Below are 15,131 nucleotides of genomic sequence, written 5' to 3' on the forward strand. Positions count from 1 at the left end.
CCACCCTGAGGTTGCTCCATTTACATCCTTTGCCTGGGCAGTGACATTGAATGTGCCAGTTGATAAATATGAGTGCGTCATTGCAATCGTATCCCCGCTCACCTGATACGAACTCCATGCTGAGGTGTCGCCATCGCCCCAGGAAAATCTTACTGCCACACCCTGACCAGCCGGGTCACTGGCACAAGTATAGAATTCATAAGAATATTGAGAGCCCTGATAACCACTTGAAGGGCCCCAGGGTGTTGCTGGTGTGTTTGGTGGATTGATGACCACTACGGTTATTACTTCTGAAGTTCCTTCGTTATTTGCCTTGTCATAAGCCTTGGCATAGATATTGTGCTGAGAGTTATCCTGTAAGGCGGAGGTATTCCAGGAATGGGAATAGGGTGAAGATTGGTCAGTGGAAACAAGGATATTATCAATATAAAACTCTACTTCGGACACGCCTTTATTGTCAGTAGCTTCAGCGGTAATTGTAACTGTTCCACCTACGGTATCGCCGCTTGCGGGTTGGGTGATTGAAACCTCGGGTGGTTCTTTATCACCGCAACCAACGAAAAACAATCCTACTGCAATGCCAAGTGCTAATAGCTTTTTCATTGAACCTCCTTGTTGTCCATTTTGATTTTTTGGCATTTGCCAAAAAGATTGTGGCTAATTATATAGATATTTGAAGCAAAGTCAAGCATAGCTATAAATTTATTCATTATTTTATAAAAATTCCACTTACCAAACACTTACCAGTTTGTTGTGAAGGTGATTAAGATATTGTTTTAGGACATGGCAGATTGTAGTGGCAGACCTTGGTCTGCATCAAATCCTGTAGTGGCAGAGTTTACTCTGCAATAATCAATGTTGAGCAAGTTCAACCACTACTGGGAAAAAAATGATTGACTCGTAGTGGCAGACCTTGGTCTGCAAATTTATAAGAGCCAAGTAAACTCGGACACTACATCAATTTTAATGAATCGGCAGTCTCAGGTAAATCTTTAGGTTTGTGTTTTTATGCAAGGCTAAAGCCTTGCCCTGCTAATTATAAAAAAATTTACGATAGGAGTCGATTCTTCAAATCCTCTGTTTCCTTACTCAGTTCTAGACCTAAATCATCCTTGAGGGTGTTTTTAATTGTTTTATATTGTTTCAATACCAGATCCTTTCTATTCATCCTTGCATAACATTCCATTAAAAGTCGGTGACATTCTTCTGAGTAAGGGTCTTTTGTTAAAGCAATTTTACACTGGTTGACTGCTGTTTCAATATTTTTTTCGGTTAAATTTATCCTCGCTGATGCCAGTAAGGATTTTACAAATATCTGATTTAATTCTTCCCGGATAGCAAAGACTTCGGTTAAATCAATACCGGGCAGAAAATCACCTTTATACAAATCAAAGATTTTCTGGTAAAATTTTAATGCCTCTTTATTTTTTCTTGATATTTCTAATTGCCGTGCCTGGCGATAAAACTTCAAAAAATCTTCTAAGTCGGTGTGGATACTATCCAACCTCATCCGGTAAGAGTGATTTTCGTATTCTATTATTTGTGATTTTTTACCTTCTTTCAAATTCGGTTCTAACCTTTTGCGAAGTTCGTTTATTGCGACCTGTAGGTTCATTGTTGCCAACGCCTGTGGTTTTTCGGGCCAGAGCGCAAGTAGAAGTGTATCACTGGGGACAAATTTATCTTCGAATATGAGTTCACCACCCCTGTTTATTATTTGTTTTGTAAAGAGTAGGCTCAATACCAATCGTGCCGAATTCCGGCGCCATTTTTCTATTTTTGCACCATTTACAAATATTTCAAACCCACCGAAGGTAAGAAATTTTATCTCTGGGAGTTTTGATCCAATTGCTGTAAGCGGTTTATATTTTAAATTCAGTTTTTTGATATAAAGGCGCGGACTCTGAGGATTCAATTTTTCAATAAGATGCCAGTAATTATTAAAAATTGCAGGGTCAAATAAAAAATCATAGCCGTACTTCTGACAGATATTAAGTGCCTTAGAAAATGTCTTAACGGCAGATGCCTTTTTTTCTTGATTTAATAAACCATCTGTAAGTTCTAAATAACCAGTCGCGGTATGATATGCCATTTTCATTTTTTTGTAATAGTTGAGCGATTTTTTCAATAATTTGAGCCCCTCTGTGTATTTGCCGGTTGCAAAGTATAACTGTGCCATATTGAATTCAGCACCAGCTTTTTCGATTGGTGTATCTGCTGGGCAAGATTCCAATGCCTTTAGCGCATATTTTTTGCTTAAATCAATCTTATTCTGTAAGCGATATAATCTGCTTAACGCAATACAACAGTTGGTCAAAAACGATGAAGTCTGGGCATCATCGGTCTTTTTCATTGCCTGGAGAAGGGTATCTTCTGACTGTTTAAATTTTTTCTGGAACATTAATATCTCACCTAAATTAACCATTGCCGGACCAATTGCTAAGCCCAGACCAATCTTCATAGCCTCGGTGATTGCCGATGTGGAGAGCGATTCAGCACGGTCAAGTTCTCTCATCAAAAGATACAATCCAGCAAGATTCAAAGCCGCAAGACAATAACTCCTTCTGTTATCTGAATTTTCATAGAACCTGAGTACTTCTTCTTTTTCTTTTCTTGCTTTTTGAAAATTTCCCAATTTCACATCTATTGCTGAAGCATTGGCAAGCGTGCGCATTTCCCCTTCTTTATCACCAATTGCAATATAAATATCCATTACTTTTTTATAAAATTGCATGGCTTCTTTGTATTTTAAAAGTCTCCAGTAACTCCCTGCTATTGTAGATAATAGTCCTGCTCTTCCTCGAAAGTCGTCTGGGGAAAGAAGTCTCAAGCCAAGTTTTGAAACTTCAATTGCCTTTTTATTTTCTCCCATATCCTGATAGATATAAGATAGATAACGATATGCCGCAGTGAGCCCTGATTTATCTCCCTGTTTTTTCAAGATTGGAATTGCGGTTTGAATCTTTCTTTCGGCACTGAGCAGTTCGCCACTTAAATAATCGGTGTTGGCACGAACGAGTAGGAGTTTTGGATTTTTCGCATATTCATCTTCAGGGATTGCGTTAAGGAATCCTTTTAATATATTGATTTTTCCCAACTGGAGCAAATCGCGGCTGTGTGCTACAACCAATCGGGCTGCAGAAGCAAAGTCTTGTTTTGTTATTGCTTCTTTAATCTGGTCTTCCACCGACATTTCTTTCACCTCTACTATGCAAATGGAAGAAAAGGACTAATGCAAGAATAAAAAAGATAATTATAGAACCGATATTAGCATAATTGCCAAGCCAAGCACCCACTGGTAAACTCTCATAGATTTTATTGAGGGCAGGAATTCCAATCAAAAATGCAATTAGCACACCAACGAGGGCGTCACCGGCAACAAGACCTGAGGAGAATAGAATGCCTTTCTCTTCTTTGAATTTTAAAATTTCACCCGTAGATGTTTTCTGTATAAAATAGTAGATTAACGCACCAGCCATAATCGGCATTGATAGTGATAATGGAAGATAGAGTCCGATTGCAAATGGTAATGCAGATATTCCCAGCAATTCCACAGCAATTGCAAGAATTGCTCCCAGACCAACAAAGGTCCAGGGTAAAGTTCCACTGAGCACACCCTTTACTACAAATGACATGAGCGTTGCCTGGGGTGCGGGAAGTTTATCAGAACCTATCACCATTGTTTTGTGTAAAAGCATCAATACACCACCCATAAATAATGCGGGGATAATAACACCGATAAATTCAGCAATCTGCTGGTAGAAAGGAGTTGAGCCGACTAAAAATCCAGTCTTTAAATCCTGGGATGCATCACCAGCCATACATATTGCAATACAAACGACACTACCAATGGACATTGCACCGATCATTCCAGGCATTCCCCGCCAGCCAAAAGCGACAAATATCAAACAGGTTATAAGCAGTGTAGCAATTGTCATCCCTGAGACCGGGCTTGATGAACTACCAACGATTCCCACAATCCTTGATGCAACCGTAACAAAGAAGAAACTGAATATAACAACGATCAACATTCCAATAATGCCAATATGGGTCTGGGGAATGAGTAACATTAAGATTGCAATTATTATTGCACCAGCAATTACCATACTCATTGGGATATCCTGCTCGGTCCTTGGGGCATTCTTATCGGGTAAAAATTTAAATCCTTTGAACATTTCAACGAATCCGAGTTTGAAGCATTTAAATACGATCGGACAGGCGCGTAGAAGGCTTATCAATCCACCGACCGCAACCGCACCCGCACCGATATATCTAATATAATAACTGCGAATTTCTGAAGGAGAGAGGAGTGCAACGATATTATCCGCGGGAGGAATTGGAGTATTTAAATTCGCACCAATAAACGCAATCAAAGGGCTTATCACGAGATAACCAAGGATTGCACCGGAGAGCATATAGGAAGCGATTCTTGGACCAATGATAAATCCAACACCTAATAAAGCAGGTGTTAAGTCAATTCCGATTTCCATTCCTTTTACACCGCTCACCAGCCAGGTTGCAGTCTCTTTCCACAATTTCAGACCACTCATCAAAAATTTGTATAACGCACCGATTCCCACACCTGAAAATACAATCTTTGCCTTTGCACCCCCCTTATCACCTGCCTTTAAGATCTCAGCACAGGCGGTTCCCTCGGGATAGGGAAGGGTCTTATGTTCCTGAACGATTAAATACCTTCTTAAAGGAATCATAAATAAAATGCCCAAAAATCCACCCAAAAAAGAAATCAAAATAATTGTCCAGGCATCAGGAAAGTAATCCCACATAAAGAACGCGGGGATTGTAAAGATAATCCCTGCTGCCAATGATTCACCAGAAGAACCAATGGTCTGGGAAATATTATTTTCTAATATTGTTCCTTTTCTTAGTGCACCCTTCAAAATTGCCATTGATATTACTGCAGCGGGGATTGATGCGGATACCGTCATTCCAACTTTTAATCCGAGATATGCGTTCGCCAGACCAAAGACAATCGCCAGGATTGAACCGAGCACCACTGCCCTTATCGTGAATTCATTCATCTTTTCCTCGGGCTTTACATAGGGCTGAAAATTTGAATTTTGTTTTACCACAATGTTTATCTCCTCCGGATGCATTCTTTTAACAAACATTCTTCAAAATCAAACGGATAAACATGATTATGAGGATGTGCGGTCTTTACCGGTTCAAAAGCGGTATTAGATCCGTCATAGTTTGCTACTCTGTTCTCCCGGTGGGTTAATGCTGGACTTTTAAAGATATCCTTCGTATGGGTGATATAATCCGAATTCTGCTCAATCGGTTCAAAATGCCGGTGGGCGATTAATGATAACAGAAACAAGGTTTCTCCCTCATGATGCTATTTTATCAAGCCAGGATAAAAAGTCAATACCTTCGAAAACCGGGGCCTCAAAAACCAGTCGCAGTCTTATTTTTTCTTCTTTTTTTCTGGTTCGGCAACGAGATTCAAGAAATTATTTATCGTATACTCACTCACTAAAAATATCGTTGTTTTATCCGGAAGTTTTACCAGATAATTATATTCGCGCTTTTCGCCAATCTCTAAGGTATATTCCGAACCACCGGTAGTAATGATTTTTAAATTATGGCGTGGCTGGAAATGGGAAGTATCGGAAAATCCGACAGCTCGCAGGTCACTCAGGGTATACAGAACTCCATCAATTTTATACTTTTCCAGGGTCCTATCTTTATATAACCATAAGGTATCTTTTTTTACTATCTCTTCACCGTCGATCGAGATTTTTTCAATCAGCTCCCGGTCAATCTTTAGGATTCTCTTATCCCGCCAGTCATCGGGTTTGATATCCACCTGGTGCTTGTTCAGACCACTGACCAGATATACTTTATCATCGTTGGCAAAACGAAAATAGGAATGTTGATAGTCGCCCGCATATTTTCCAATGTAGAAGGCGATTTCCTTTTTCCCCTTGAGAATCAGTTTCGTTCCTTTTTCACCCACTTCAAAATCGTCGAACTTTTCCTTCCGGCGTGAGATAACTTCACCCAGTTTTAAATTTTTGAGATTGTTGAGAAGAAAGGTTATCGTGGAACTATCACCGGGATAGGAAAAAGGTCGGATGATACGGTAATTATTCTCTTTTATCTCAATCTCGGTGGTGTCGGTTGGACGACAGATCACGATGGATTGCAATTCAGCAACCGAAAATAGGGGTGGGGCTGAAGGTTTTCGGCTGGTTAAAAGTAAAACCAAAAATAAGATCACAATTATGATGACAAGGATGAGAATATTTCTATACTTCATAAGGTATCTTACCTCCTTTCCTTATCTGCCATCTTACTATCCCCACAATAACAAATATCAGAGCCGGTAGGATTGGAGCCAAATACTGGATAAAGGTCTTCAAACTCTTGCTGATTTCTTTTAAGGGTCGGATACTAACCGCTTTGGACCGGATTGATATCAAAATTTCGTCCTGGGTGAGCCAGTCCAGGATGTTCATAAATAAGGCGATTCCGGGTGCACTGAGAAATTTTTCGTCAATGAATTTTGAGGATCCGACGATTACCACTCTCTTGTCTCCAGAAAGACAATTAATGGTGCTGAAGGGACCTTTCTCATCAAAGGGCAATGGGAAGGGTAGAAAGCGCTGCTGGTCCATGGGATTTAAACTTTGTGGTGAGTTTCGGAGCCAAGAAGCCTTGGAGGTCCTTGCCAATTCTTCACCACCTCTCACTGGACTCACATAGGGGAGGACCACAGCCTCAAAATCCTTGGTTATGGGATTGGTTTTTGACAAGTCAACGATCTTAGGGAAATAGTGGTAGGGAACATAGTTCTGCATCACAAACATTCCCCGCTGGCTTCGTAAAACCAACATTTCGTTGTTACGGTCCATGATCATTCCCGGGGCAATGGAGATGCCGAGTTTATTGAGAAGGGAGTCGAGGTTAGGAAGGTGCAAGGGGAAGGAGAGGAAGAAATCCAGGTTGATGCCAAAGCGGTCAATCAGAAATGCCACGGGAATTTTGTTATTGATAAAATCAAAAATCTTTTTCGTTTCGGTGGTGTCAAAATCCCTCTTTGGTCCGGCGATGACCAAGGCATCAAAGTGGGGATTGATCGTATCCTTAAGATTTATATTCTCAGTGGTATAACGGTCGCTGATTTTACTCAAAAGATTTTCCGAAAGCGTCAATTCATCATGGCCTGTGGTGAAACCAATGGTCTTGGTCTGGGGTTGGGTTAATTTCCGGATGCGGGAGGTGATATCATATTCCAGATTCGCAAAATCTTCAATCACCGGCATGATTTCCCGTTTGTCTTCAAAGAGCATCACCAATCCCATAAAGCCCTGTTTTACTCCGAATTCACCCTGTTTTACCTCAGTGAACTGGAGCGGTATGACGCCACTCCGCTGGGCATCCATGATTTGGTCAGGGGTAGTAGGGTCGATATACTCCACCCGGATTTTACCACCCGAGCGCAACCGGTATTCGCCGAGGATATCATTGAGATACTGTGCTCGGTTGTTATAAGGGAAAGGCAGTTTGCTGGTGACATAGGCACGGATTACGACATTGTCCGGAAGTTCTTTCAGTATCCTGAGGGTTGCCTTACTGAGCGAATAGATATTGCCCTCGGTTAAATCCAGCCGGAAGAAAAATCGTGAAAATATGAGGTTAACGAGTATGACCAGAATACCTATCAATAACCATTGGGCGGCATTTAAGAATTTTTCCTTTAGCCGGCTATAGAAATAGAAGGCACCATAGAGAAAGAGAAAGGTTAAGGAGAGGAAGTAGATCAAATCCCGGGAATCCAAGATCCCGCGAATAATATTATTAAGGTGGTAATCAATGCTTAAATAATTGAAAATTGGAACGATATTGGACGGCAGGGCAAAGAGCAATTTGCCGATGATGAAGAAAAAGAAAGAGATGAATATTCCGATGACAAAGGCAACAATCTGGGTGGAGGCGAGCGCTGAGGCAAAGATGCCAATGCCCGTGAAGAATAAAGCAAAGAGAATGAGTCCGATATAACTGGTAAAAACCATCCCCCAGTCCAGATTTCCCAACAGGGCAGAGATTATGGGAAAGAGTAACGTGACGCCAAGTCCAATAAGGATTAAGATGAATGCTGAAAGCCATTTACCGATCAATATATCCGTATCAGCTATGGGAAGGGTTGCGAGTGTTTCAATGGTGCCTCTGGTTCTTTCCTCGGCAATCAGGCGCATGCAGATGCCTGGGATCAGGAGTAAGAAAAGTATTGGAACAATATTGACAAAACCATTGATGTCTGCTTCCCCGCCTAAAAACAAATCCTGGGCATAAAACCAGCCACTTACTCCAACAAAGACGATAAGGATGATATAGGCAATGGGTGAATTAAAATAACTATTCAGTTCTTTTTTTATAATCGTTCCGATCACGCTTCCTCCTTGGTTAATTCTCGGAAGATATCCTCAAGGGAAGTGGATTTTCGGTGGAGTTCGATAATCTTCCAATTTTTGGAGACAGCAGTATCAAAAAGTCGTTCCCGAATGTCTTTTTCGCTCAGGATTTCAAAAAGATGATGGTTGCCTTCACTTTGTTTTATGGTTACCTCTTTTACCCCGGAGATTTTGTTTAATTCTTCAATAGGATTCTGGGGTGCAATTAGTTCCAGGGTTATTGTCTCCCCACCTCTTGCCATAGTCCTGATTTCATTTTTATTCCCATCAGCGATGAGTTTCCCTTTATTGATGATCAAAACCCGCTCGCAGGTTGCTTCGGCTTCAGAGAGGATGTGGGTGGAGAGCATTACGGTTTTCTCTTTTCCTAATTCTTTTATCAGATTCCGCAATTCCACGACCTGGTTGGGATCCAGACCTTCGGTCGGTTCATCAAGAATAAGGATGTCCGGATTGTGGATTATTGCCTGGGCAACACCCACCCGTTGACGATAACCGCGCGATAGGGTTCCGATCTCTTTATTCAACACACCGGTAATGCCGCAGATTTCGGCTACTTCACTCACCCGGCTACGCAGATTAGCTATTTTCCTTACTTCTCCGATAAATTCAAGGTATTCGTAGACTTTCATATCTGGATATAGAGGATTATCTTCAGGCAAATAACCGATGAGCTCTTTTGGTTTTATCGGATCCACAGAAATATCAATACCATTGATGAAACATTTCCCACGGGTCGGAGGTAGAAAACCTGTGAGCATACGCATGGTGGTGGTTTTACCCGCACCATTCGGTCCTAAAAAGGCAACAATTTCACCTTTACCAATTTTGAAAGTAATATCGTCCACCGCGCGGGTTGCACCAAAAAATTTAGATAAATTCTGGACTTCAATCATAGCACCTCCTGAATTGCACGATCAGCCTACTCAATCTGAAAAACCATGAGAAAAATGAATACTATTATTATATTGAGGATTAGCAAAAAGTCAAGTTTTGGTTGTTCAATTATGCACTATATTTTTATCTCCGCCTGAAAACCCAGGGTATGAATAAGCGAGTCCTTCTCGTTAATAGCATATTTACAATGGAGCACAATCTTGGGCAACGGTTTTACCATTAGATAACCAAAACCATACCGCCCTTTACCATAAGCAACCCGGTTGTTTAAAACTCCTGGCAGATCGGGTTCATAGACATAAATCCGGGTCAAATAAGACTCGGTATCGTAGATACCAAACCCAATTTTAGACCCTATCAACGCTCCACTCCACCCAAATTCAATGCCTCCGAAAAGGCCTTTTTTTATTGAATCTCCGTAGAGGTATTTATCTTGAAGTCGTAGGTCCAGGTAGATAGGTTTTCGGGGTTGGAGTCTCAAAGATACTTTTGAACCCGATGAGATTTTATAACTTTGCCGATATCGCCAATTAAAGGTGAGTTTTGTTTCCGTAAAACCGATCGTCCTGCCGAAATTTAATCTCAGGTCATAGTGAGTGGTGTCGTTTAGGCTGTTGGTATAGATATTCACCGTCGTGCCGCTGTTGAAAATTCTGGAATGTTGAACAAAATCAATGCATAGCCCAAGATAATCATCTTTTGCCTCGATGCCTTTAGGTGCGTAGAATCCCGGATTAAAAACTGAACCGGCGAGGCTGAATTCAAAATTATAAGGTAATAGACCAGTCCAACCGAAGATACAGCCCAATCTGCTGGCAAATGAACGGGCAAATTCTCCGAATACGATAAACCGTTCCCCACCGTATCTACCTCCTATCCCTGTTAGTGTATAGTCTTTCCCGTAAAATTCATTATTTGAATCCCTGCAGACAAATGTTGGTTCATATGCGGACCAGTAAGTGCTCTGGTATAATTGAAAGGTTTTGGTTTTGTAATTTAGATAATAACCAATGATTTCTTCACGAATACGATCCTTACGCGCAAGACCTGCGGAATCAGCGTGAATTCCTGAGGGATCAAATGACCAGGCATGCCCTGAGGTGTCTACTTTACCATCAAGTTTTTGATTGGAGTAAAAAATGCAGTAATTTAAAAGCAGGGTATCACTTAAGGCTGCGCCGAAGAATCCGCCGTTTTCCATTGTTGAAGTGTAGGGAGTGATTCCCCGCTCCCGGATGAGAAATCGAAAATCAGAACCAGAGAAAAATGAGCCAAGTGTTGAGAGCATCACCCCGGCTCCGTAATCAAGATTATAGTTACCCAGGGCGAATTTTCTTTGTTTTTCTTCAACGACCACCCCGGTGCTGTAATAATCAAAAAAAGAGGACTCACCTGGATCTTTCTCGGTTACTAAAAATATCTGGTAATCGTTGAGATTGAGGATTGTCCGTGTATAAAATTTTTCACTTGAGTTTAATTCCTTCTGAAATCTTATACTATTATGCAAACCCCGCCATTTTATTTTTCGGGTATTCACCGTTAAATAGGGTCTGACCAATTCCAGGAGACCTTTTTCAAACCCCTTTATTTTTAATAAGTCATCAACGGATTCAAATTCTCCATAGCGTTCACGATAGCCGATTATCTTTAGACAGTCGGTAGGTTTCAAAAATGGGATTTTAGAGAGTTCTTCTAAACCGGCGGTATTTAGATCAAGCGGGTTGTCTTTTAGCTCTTCTAATTCCCAGAGTATCGTTTCAAGATCTTTTTCTTGTGCATTTTCCCAAAAATCCTGGTTCAAAGTAAGGAAAAACAGATAAATCAGGGTCACGGATTTACGAGATTAATGAAAAAGGCATGGGTGAGACCTAATTGCCGGTGGTTGGTTCCAACATAGTCAAAAGCGATTTTTCGCAGATGAACCCGGAGGCAGTATTCTAACTGGAAATTCTCGGTATTTAATCCACCCGAAAATTCCAGGGCAGGGCAGAATTTAAAAAATGCGCCGGTTTTTAAAAAAAAGCCTCTGGTAGTGGTTCCCAGGGCAAAAAAATAGGGTTGGAAGGTTTGATTAAAGTCATATTTCAGCCCTAAGACATAACTTAGGGGCAGAAGGTCGACATTAGAGAAACGGGGCTGGTTGATATTATTGATACAGAAATCAAAGTTTAAATCGGGAATGGATAAAGAACTGCCGAATTTGAGAGAGTAAGTATAACGGTTCGTGAAATCTTTAATCCAATTATTTAGCAATTCAATCCCTATACCTGCTGTCCAGGTTTTATAAACAAAAAATCCTCCGGATAATTCCAGGAGATTTTCCCGGTATAATTCATTGCCCAATGTAATCAACCTTGCCTTCCAAGGGCGGTTCTGGATCTGGACTTGGTAGATTTTCAGTTCATCAATGCCAAATTTTTCCATCCCACCGAAGGCGAGCAAAAATTTCGGTTCAATAAAATTGCCCGGGTTAAAACGGGCGATGTTTATTGTAAAGTCAGGGAAGAGTGAGTTTTCAAAGAGTGCTAATAAATAAAAGATTATCACACTTCTTCAACCTTTAATACCATCCCCTCGGCACCTATGACCTTGACCTTAGCATCCTTTTTTATGGGTTTTTCGCTTACTGCATTCCACCATTCACCATGAACAAAAACGGTTCCGCCATTTATATCGATATCGGTGCTCGCTGTCCCGATCTCACCGATGAGCCCTTCTTTCCCCACCGTCGGTTTTCTAAATTGGGCTTTAATTCCTAAAAACAACAACAGACCAACAAAAGCCACAATGATTATGACCACCACCATTATTACCTCCCAAGATACCCTGAAAAATGGTAGATCACTTTCAAAGAGAATCAATGAACCAATGATTAAAGAAATAACTCCACCAACACTCAATAATCCATGTGATGTGACATATATTTCAAGGATGAAAAATATTGCGCTTAAGATTATCAAAGCCAGTCCGGCATAGTTCACCGGTAATAAATGGAGGGCATAGAAGCCAAGAATGAGACAGATACCTCCCACAACCCCTGGAAAGATCATGCCTGGATTCTGTAATTCGAAGAATAATCCATAAATTCCCAAAAGGAGCAAGATATAGGCAATATTGGGATTGGTGAGAATTAAAAGCAGTCTTTCCCTCAAGGTCATGGAGAGTTTTCTTACAGGAACTGCTTTTGTGATTAACTTTTTTCTTTCTCCTCCGATTTTTACTTCCCAGCCATTGAGTTTTTCAATCAATTCTTCTTCATGTTCGGCGATGATTTCACAAACACCGATTTTTAATGCGGTCTCGTCGTCAATAGAAGCACTCCCACGAACTGCCTTCTCCGCCCATTCTACATTCCGATTTCTGGTTTTAGCCAGAGATTGGAGATAAGCGACGGCATCATTCGTGACCTTCTGGGCCATGGTGGTGTCAATTTTTTCACCACCCATACCTACCGGATGAGCGGCGCCGACATTTGTTCCTGGTGCCATTGCCGCGACATGGCTGGCGTATAATATAAAAACTCCGGCTGAAGCCGCCCGGGCTCCCTTGGGTGCCACATAAACAACCACGGGAATTTGGGCATTGAGAATTCTTTTTGTTATTTCTCGCATTGATTCATCAAGACCACCCGGAGTATCGAGTTTAATTATCAGACATTCTGCATCTTCAGCTTCGGCAATACTTATTGCCCGGAGGATATAGGCGCTGCTCGCAGGACTGATGACCCCGCTGAGTTCTCCAATTAATACTCGATTCCCCTGAAAGAGGATTAGTATCATTAAAAGAGGCATGAACAATGATAATCACCAGAACCACTATGTCAAGAGGGATAAAATTATTCTTGACGCACTCTTTTTTTTGAATATTATTACCGGTGGAGGCCGGCATGAATGCCCGATTTTTTCCTGTCGCTTTTCTTATCCTTTTGTTCATCCATTGTGTGAGTAAAGTAAATAATCCACCTGATGCACCCGGTAAACCTAATGGACCTGCCTATGGTTATATAGATTCGGTGTACAAATTTTCCGCCTCCACCAGTGACCCGGATGGTGATAATGTTTCCATTCGTTTTTCTTGGGGTGATGGTGATACTTCTAACTGGACCGATTATATTCCCAGCGGTAGTTCGTTCTCAGTTTCTCATGCATTTGGTGATACTGGAAGATATAGCGTTACTGCTCAGGCAAAAGATGAGGATGATGCAATTTCCAACTGGTCTGCAGCCCACACTATCCGAATCTTGGTTTACGGCGCTAATAACTACCCGGATGCCCCAGTAAAACCGTCAGGACCATCAATAGGCAAACCGGACAGTTTTTATTCATTTTCAACTTATGCCTATGACCCTGATGGTGATAGTATTTCTATCCGCTTTTCCTGGGGCGATGGCGATACATCAGGGTGGAGCGATTATGTGGCTAATAATACTTCAGTGGTCGATTCCCATGTCTGGTGTTCGCCAGGGAATTATTATATAAAAGCCCAAGCGAAAGATATCCATGGTGCACTCTCACCCTGGTCCGCAATAAAGAGCATTGCAATCGTAACCAATTATCCACCAAATACACCTTCAACGCCTACTGGACCATCAACTGGATTTGTAGATAGTGTATATCTATTTTCATCAACTGCAACCGACCCGGAAGGTGATAGTATTTCAATCCGGTTTTCCTGGGGTGATGGTGATACATCTGCCTGGAGTTATTATGTTTACGGTGGCAACCCGGTGCATATGTATCATTCCTGGCAAAATCCCGGTACTTATTACATCAAAGCACAGGCAAAGGATGGTAAAGGTGCTTTATCAAATTGGTCTGGCAGCAAACAAATTACAATTTCTTCAACAACAAATCATCCACCTGATAAGCCATTAACTCCAATGGGTCCTACAGTTGGTTATGTTGATTCTGTTTATTACTACACTTCATCTGCGGTTGACCCTGATGGTGATAGTATTGCGATAAGATTTGACTGGGGAGATGGGACGATTTCTGAATGGAGTAATTATTTTACGAGCGGTTCTTCAATTTCACTATCCCATTTCTGGACATATCCGGGTTTTTATTATATAAGTGCCCAGGCAAAGGACAAAAAAGGTGCTCTCTCAGGATGGTCTGATAGCCTTGAAATCAGGATCTATTGGTAATACTATCCCTCACTGGACGTCCATTTTTTAAAGGACAGAAAGGCCTGTCTATCCGATCGATCCTCCCGCAATGCAGGAATTGAGGATGCGGGTCAAGCCGGAAGAGATAGAAGAAAAAAAATTTTACCCACTGAAGCGAGATTTTAGTGGGTGCGAAAAATTACATATTTTTTGTTGTCCCGATTGTTTTCGTGTTATTTTTACTGCTGCCGATGTAGTATCTTTCAAAAAATGCCCAGTTTCTGCTCGCAATATTGGGTTGGGTTGTAGTATATTGGATTGGAGTGGTGATGGTATTACTCACCCACGGCTCGGAAATACTTAATACAATTGCTCATCTCAATCAAAAAATGTTAAGAAAATAAAATATTCAGCATTGATGCCTATTATTGCACAAGGTGCATCATCTGGTGGTATTGGTACGTCGGTTGTTACACCACTCAATTTAATCGAAATTGGATTGATAAAAGATCTTTTAGATAAAAAAATATTATATTCTTAATATTTAAGTATATCACCTTGATTATTTAACTGAGTACTCCTCACTTTTAATCTTCGGTTGGGCATAACTTTTTGAAACAAAAAAGCCACGGGTATTTGGATAAATCCAGCTTATCCAATAATTCTAAACCCAATCGGAAACTGCTTAA

General features: G+C 41.0%; 13 protein-coding genes. 2 read left to right on the forward strand and 11 right to left on the reverse strand.

All coding sequences use genetic code 11. The annotated features are described in order from the left end of the window. From ABIL39_10860 to ABIL39_10905, 10 genes are all read right to left on the reverse strand, one after another. Positions 1 to 603 (reverse strand): Ig-like domain-containing protein (locus tag ABIL39_10860; GenBank protein MEO0166623.1); only part of this gene is annotated, 603 nt, incomplete at its 3' end. A gap of 445 nt (positions 604 to 1,048) precedes the next feature. Further along, on the reverse strand, positions 1,049 to 3,193 hold the full coding sequence (locus ABIL39_10865; protein MEO0166624.1) for a tetratricopeptide repeat protein: 2,145 nt from the start codon (positions 3,191 to 3,193) through the stop codon (positions 1,049 to 1,051). Further along, on the reverse strand, positions 3,171 to 5,132 hold the full coding sequence (locus tag ABIL39_10870; protein ID MEO0166625.1) for an oligopeptide transporter, OPT family: 1,962 nt from the start codon (positions 5,130 to 5,132) through the stop codon (positions 3,171 to 3,173). Before ABIL39_10870 ends, ABIL39_10865 begins: the two co-directional genes overlap by 23 nt. Beyond that, the gene (locus tag ABIL39_10875; protein ID MEO0166626.1) at positions 5,099 to 5,341 is read right to left on the reverse strand and encodes a hypothetical protein; all 243 of its coding nucleotides are present in this window, start codon (positions 5,339 to 5,341) and stop codon (positions 5,099 to 5,101) included. Before ABIL39_10875 ends, ABIL39_10870 begins: the two co-directional genes overlap by 34 nt. 87 nt (positions 5,342 to 5,428) lie before the next feature. Next, positions 5,429 to 6,283 carry a DUF4340 domain-containing protein gene (locus ABIL39_10880; protein MEO0166627.1) on the reverse strand — a complete coding sequence of 285 codons (855 nt, stop codon included), beginning with the start codon at positions 6,281 to 6,283 and terminating at the stop codon, positions 5,429 to 5,431. Continuing rightward, positions 6,273 to 8,417 (reverse strand): Gldg family protein, encoded by a 2,145-nt coding sequence (locus ABIL39_10885; protein MEO0166628.1) that lies wholly within the window; start codon positions 8,415 to 8,417, stop codon positions 6,273 to 6,275. The genes ABIL39_10880 and ABIL39_10885 overlap by 11 nt, the downstream gene beginning before the upstream one ends. Continuing rightward, entirely contained in the window at positions 8,414 to 9,334 is a 921-nt protein-coding gene (locus ABIL39_10890) for an ATP-binding cassette domain-containing protein (GenBank protein MEO0166629.1), read from the reverse strand. Before ABIL39_10890 ends, ABIL39_10885 begins: the two co-directional genes overlap by 4 nt. Before the next feature lie 116 nt (positions 9,335 to 9,450). Then, positions 9,451 to 11,166 (reverse strand): helix-hairpin-helix domain-containing protein, encoded by a 1,716-nt coding sequence (locus ABIL39_10895; GenBank protein ID MEO0166630.1) that lies wholly within the window; start codon positions 11,164 to 11,166, stop codon positions 9,451 to 9,453. Continuing rightward, the gene (locus tag ABIL39_10900) at positions 11,163 to 11,882 is read right to left on the reverse strand and encodes a hypothetical protein (protein ID MEO0166631.1); all 720 of its coding nucleotides are present in this window, start codon (positions 11,880 to 11,882) and stop codon (positions 11,163 to 11,165) included. The genes ABIL39_10895 and ABIL39_10900 overlap by 4 nt, the downstream gene beginning before the upstream one ends. Then, a complete protein-coding gene (locus ABIL39_10905) occupies positions 11,879 to 13,126 on the reverse strand; it encodes a nodulation protein NfeD (GenBank protein ID MEO0166632.1) in 1,248 nt (415 codons plus the stop codon). The genes ABIL39_10900 and ABIL39_10905 overlap by 4 nt, the downstream gene beginning before the upstream one ends. Before the next feature lie 95 nt (positions 13,127 to 13,221). Here ABIL39_10905 and ABIL39_10910 point away from each other — a divergent pair, with 95 nt between their 5' ends. Further along, positions 13,222 to 14,481 (forward strand): PKD domain-containing protein, encoded by a 1,260-nt coding sequence (locus tag ABIL39_10910; GenBank protein MEO0166633.1) that lies wholly within the window; start codon positions 13,222 to 13,224, stop codon positions 14,479 to 14,481. A 160-nt stretch (positions 14,482 to 14,641) separates the two neighbouring features. On the opposite strand, the gene ABIL39_10915 is transcribed toward ABIL39_10910, so the two are convergent. Next, on the reverse strand, positions 14,642 to 14,785 hold the full coding sequence (locus tag ABIL39_10915; GenBank protein ID MEO0166634.1) for a hypothetical protein: 144 nt from the start codon (positions 14,783 to 14,785) through the stop codon (positions 14,642 to 14,644). A 75-nt stretch (positions 14,786 to 14,860) separates the two neighbouring features. On the opposite strand from ABIL39_10915, the gene ABIL39_10920 reads away from it, so the two are divergent. Further along, a complete protein-coding gene (locus tag ABIL39_10920; GenBank protein ID MEO0166635.1) occupies positions 14,861 to 14,983 on the forward strand; it encodes a hypothetical protein in 123 nt (40 codons plus the stop codon). Positions 14,984 to 15,131: the final 148 nt, after the last annotated feature.

The sequence above is a fragment of the candidate division WOR-3 bacterium genome (genome assembly GCA_039802205.1).
Taxonomy (GTDB): domain Bacteria; phylum Hydrothermota; class Tepidihabitantia; order SM23-42; family JAOAFX01; genus JAOAFX01.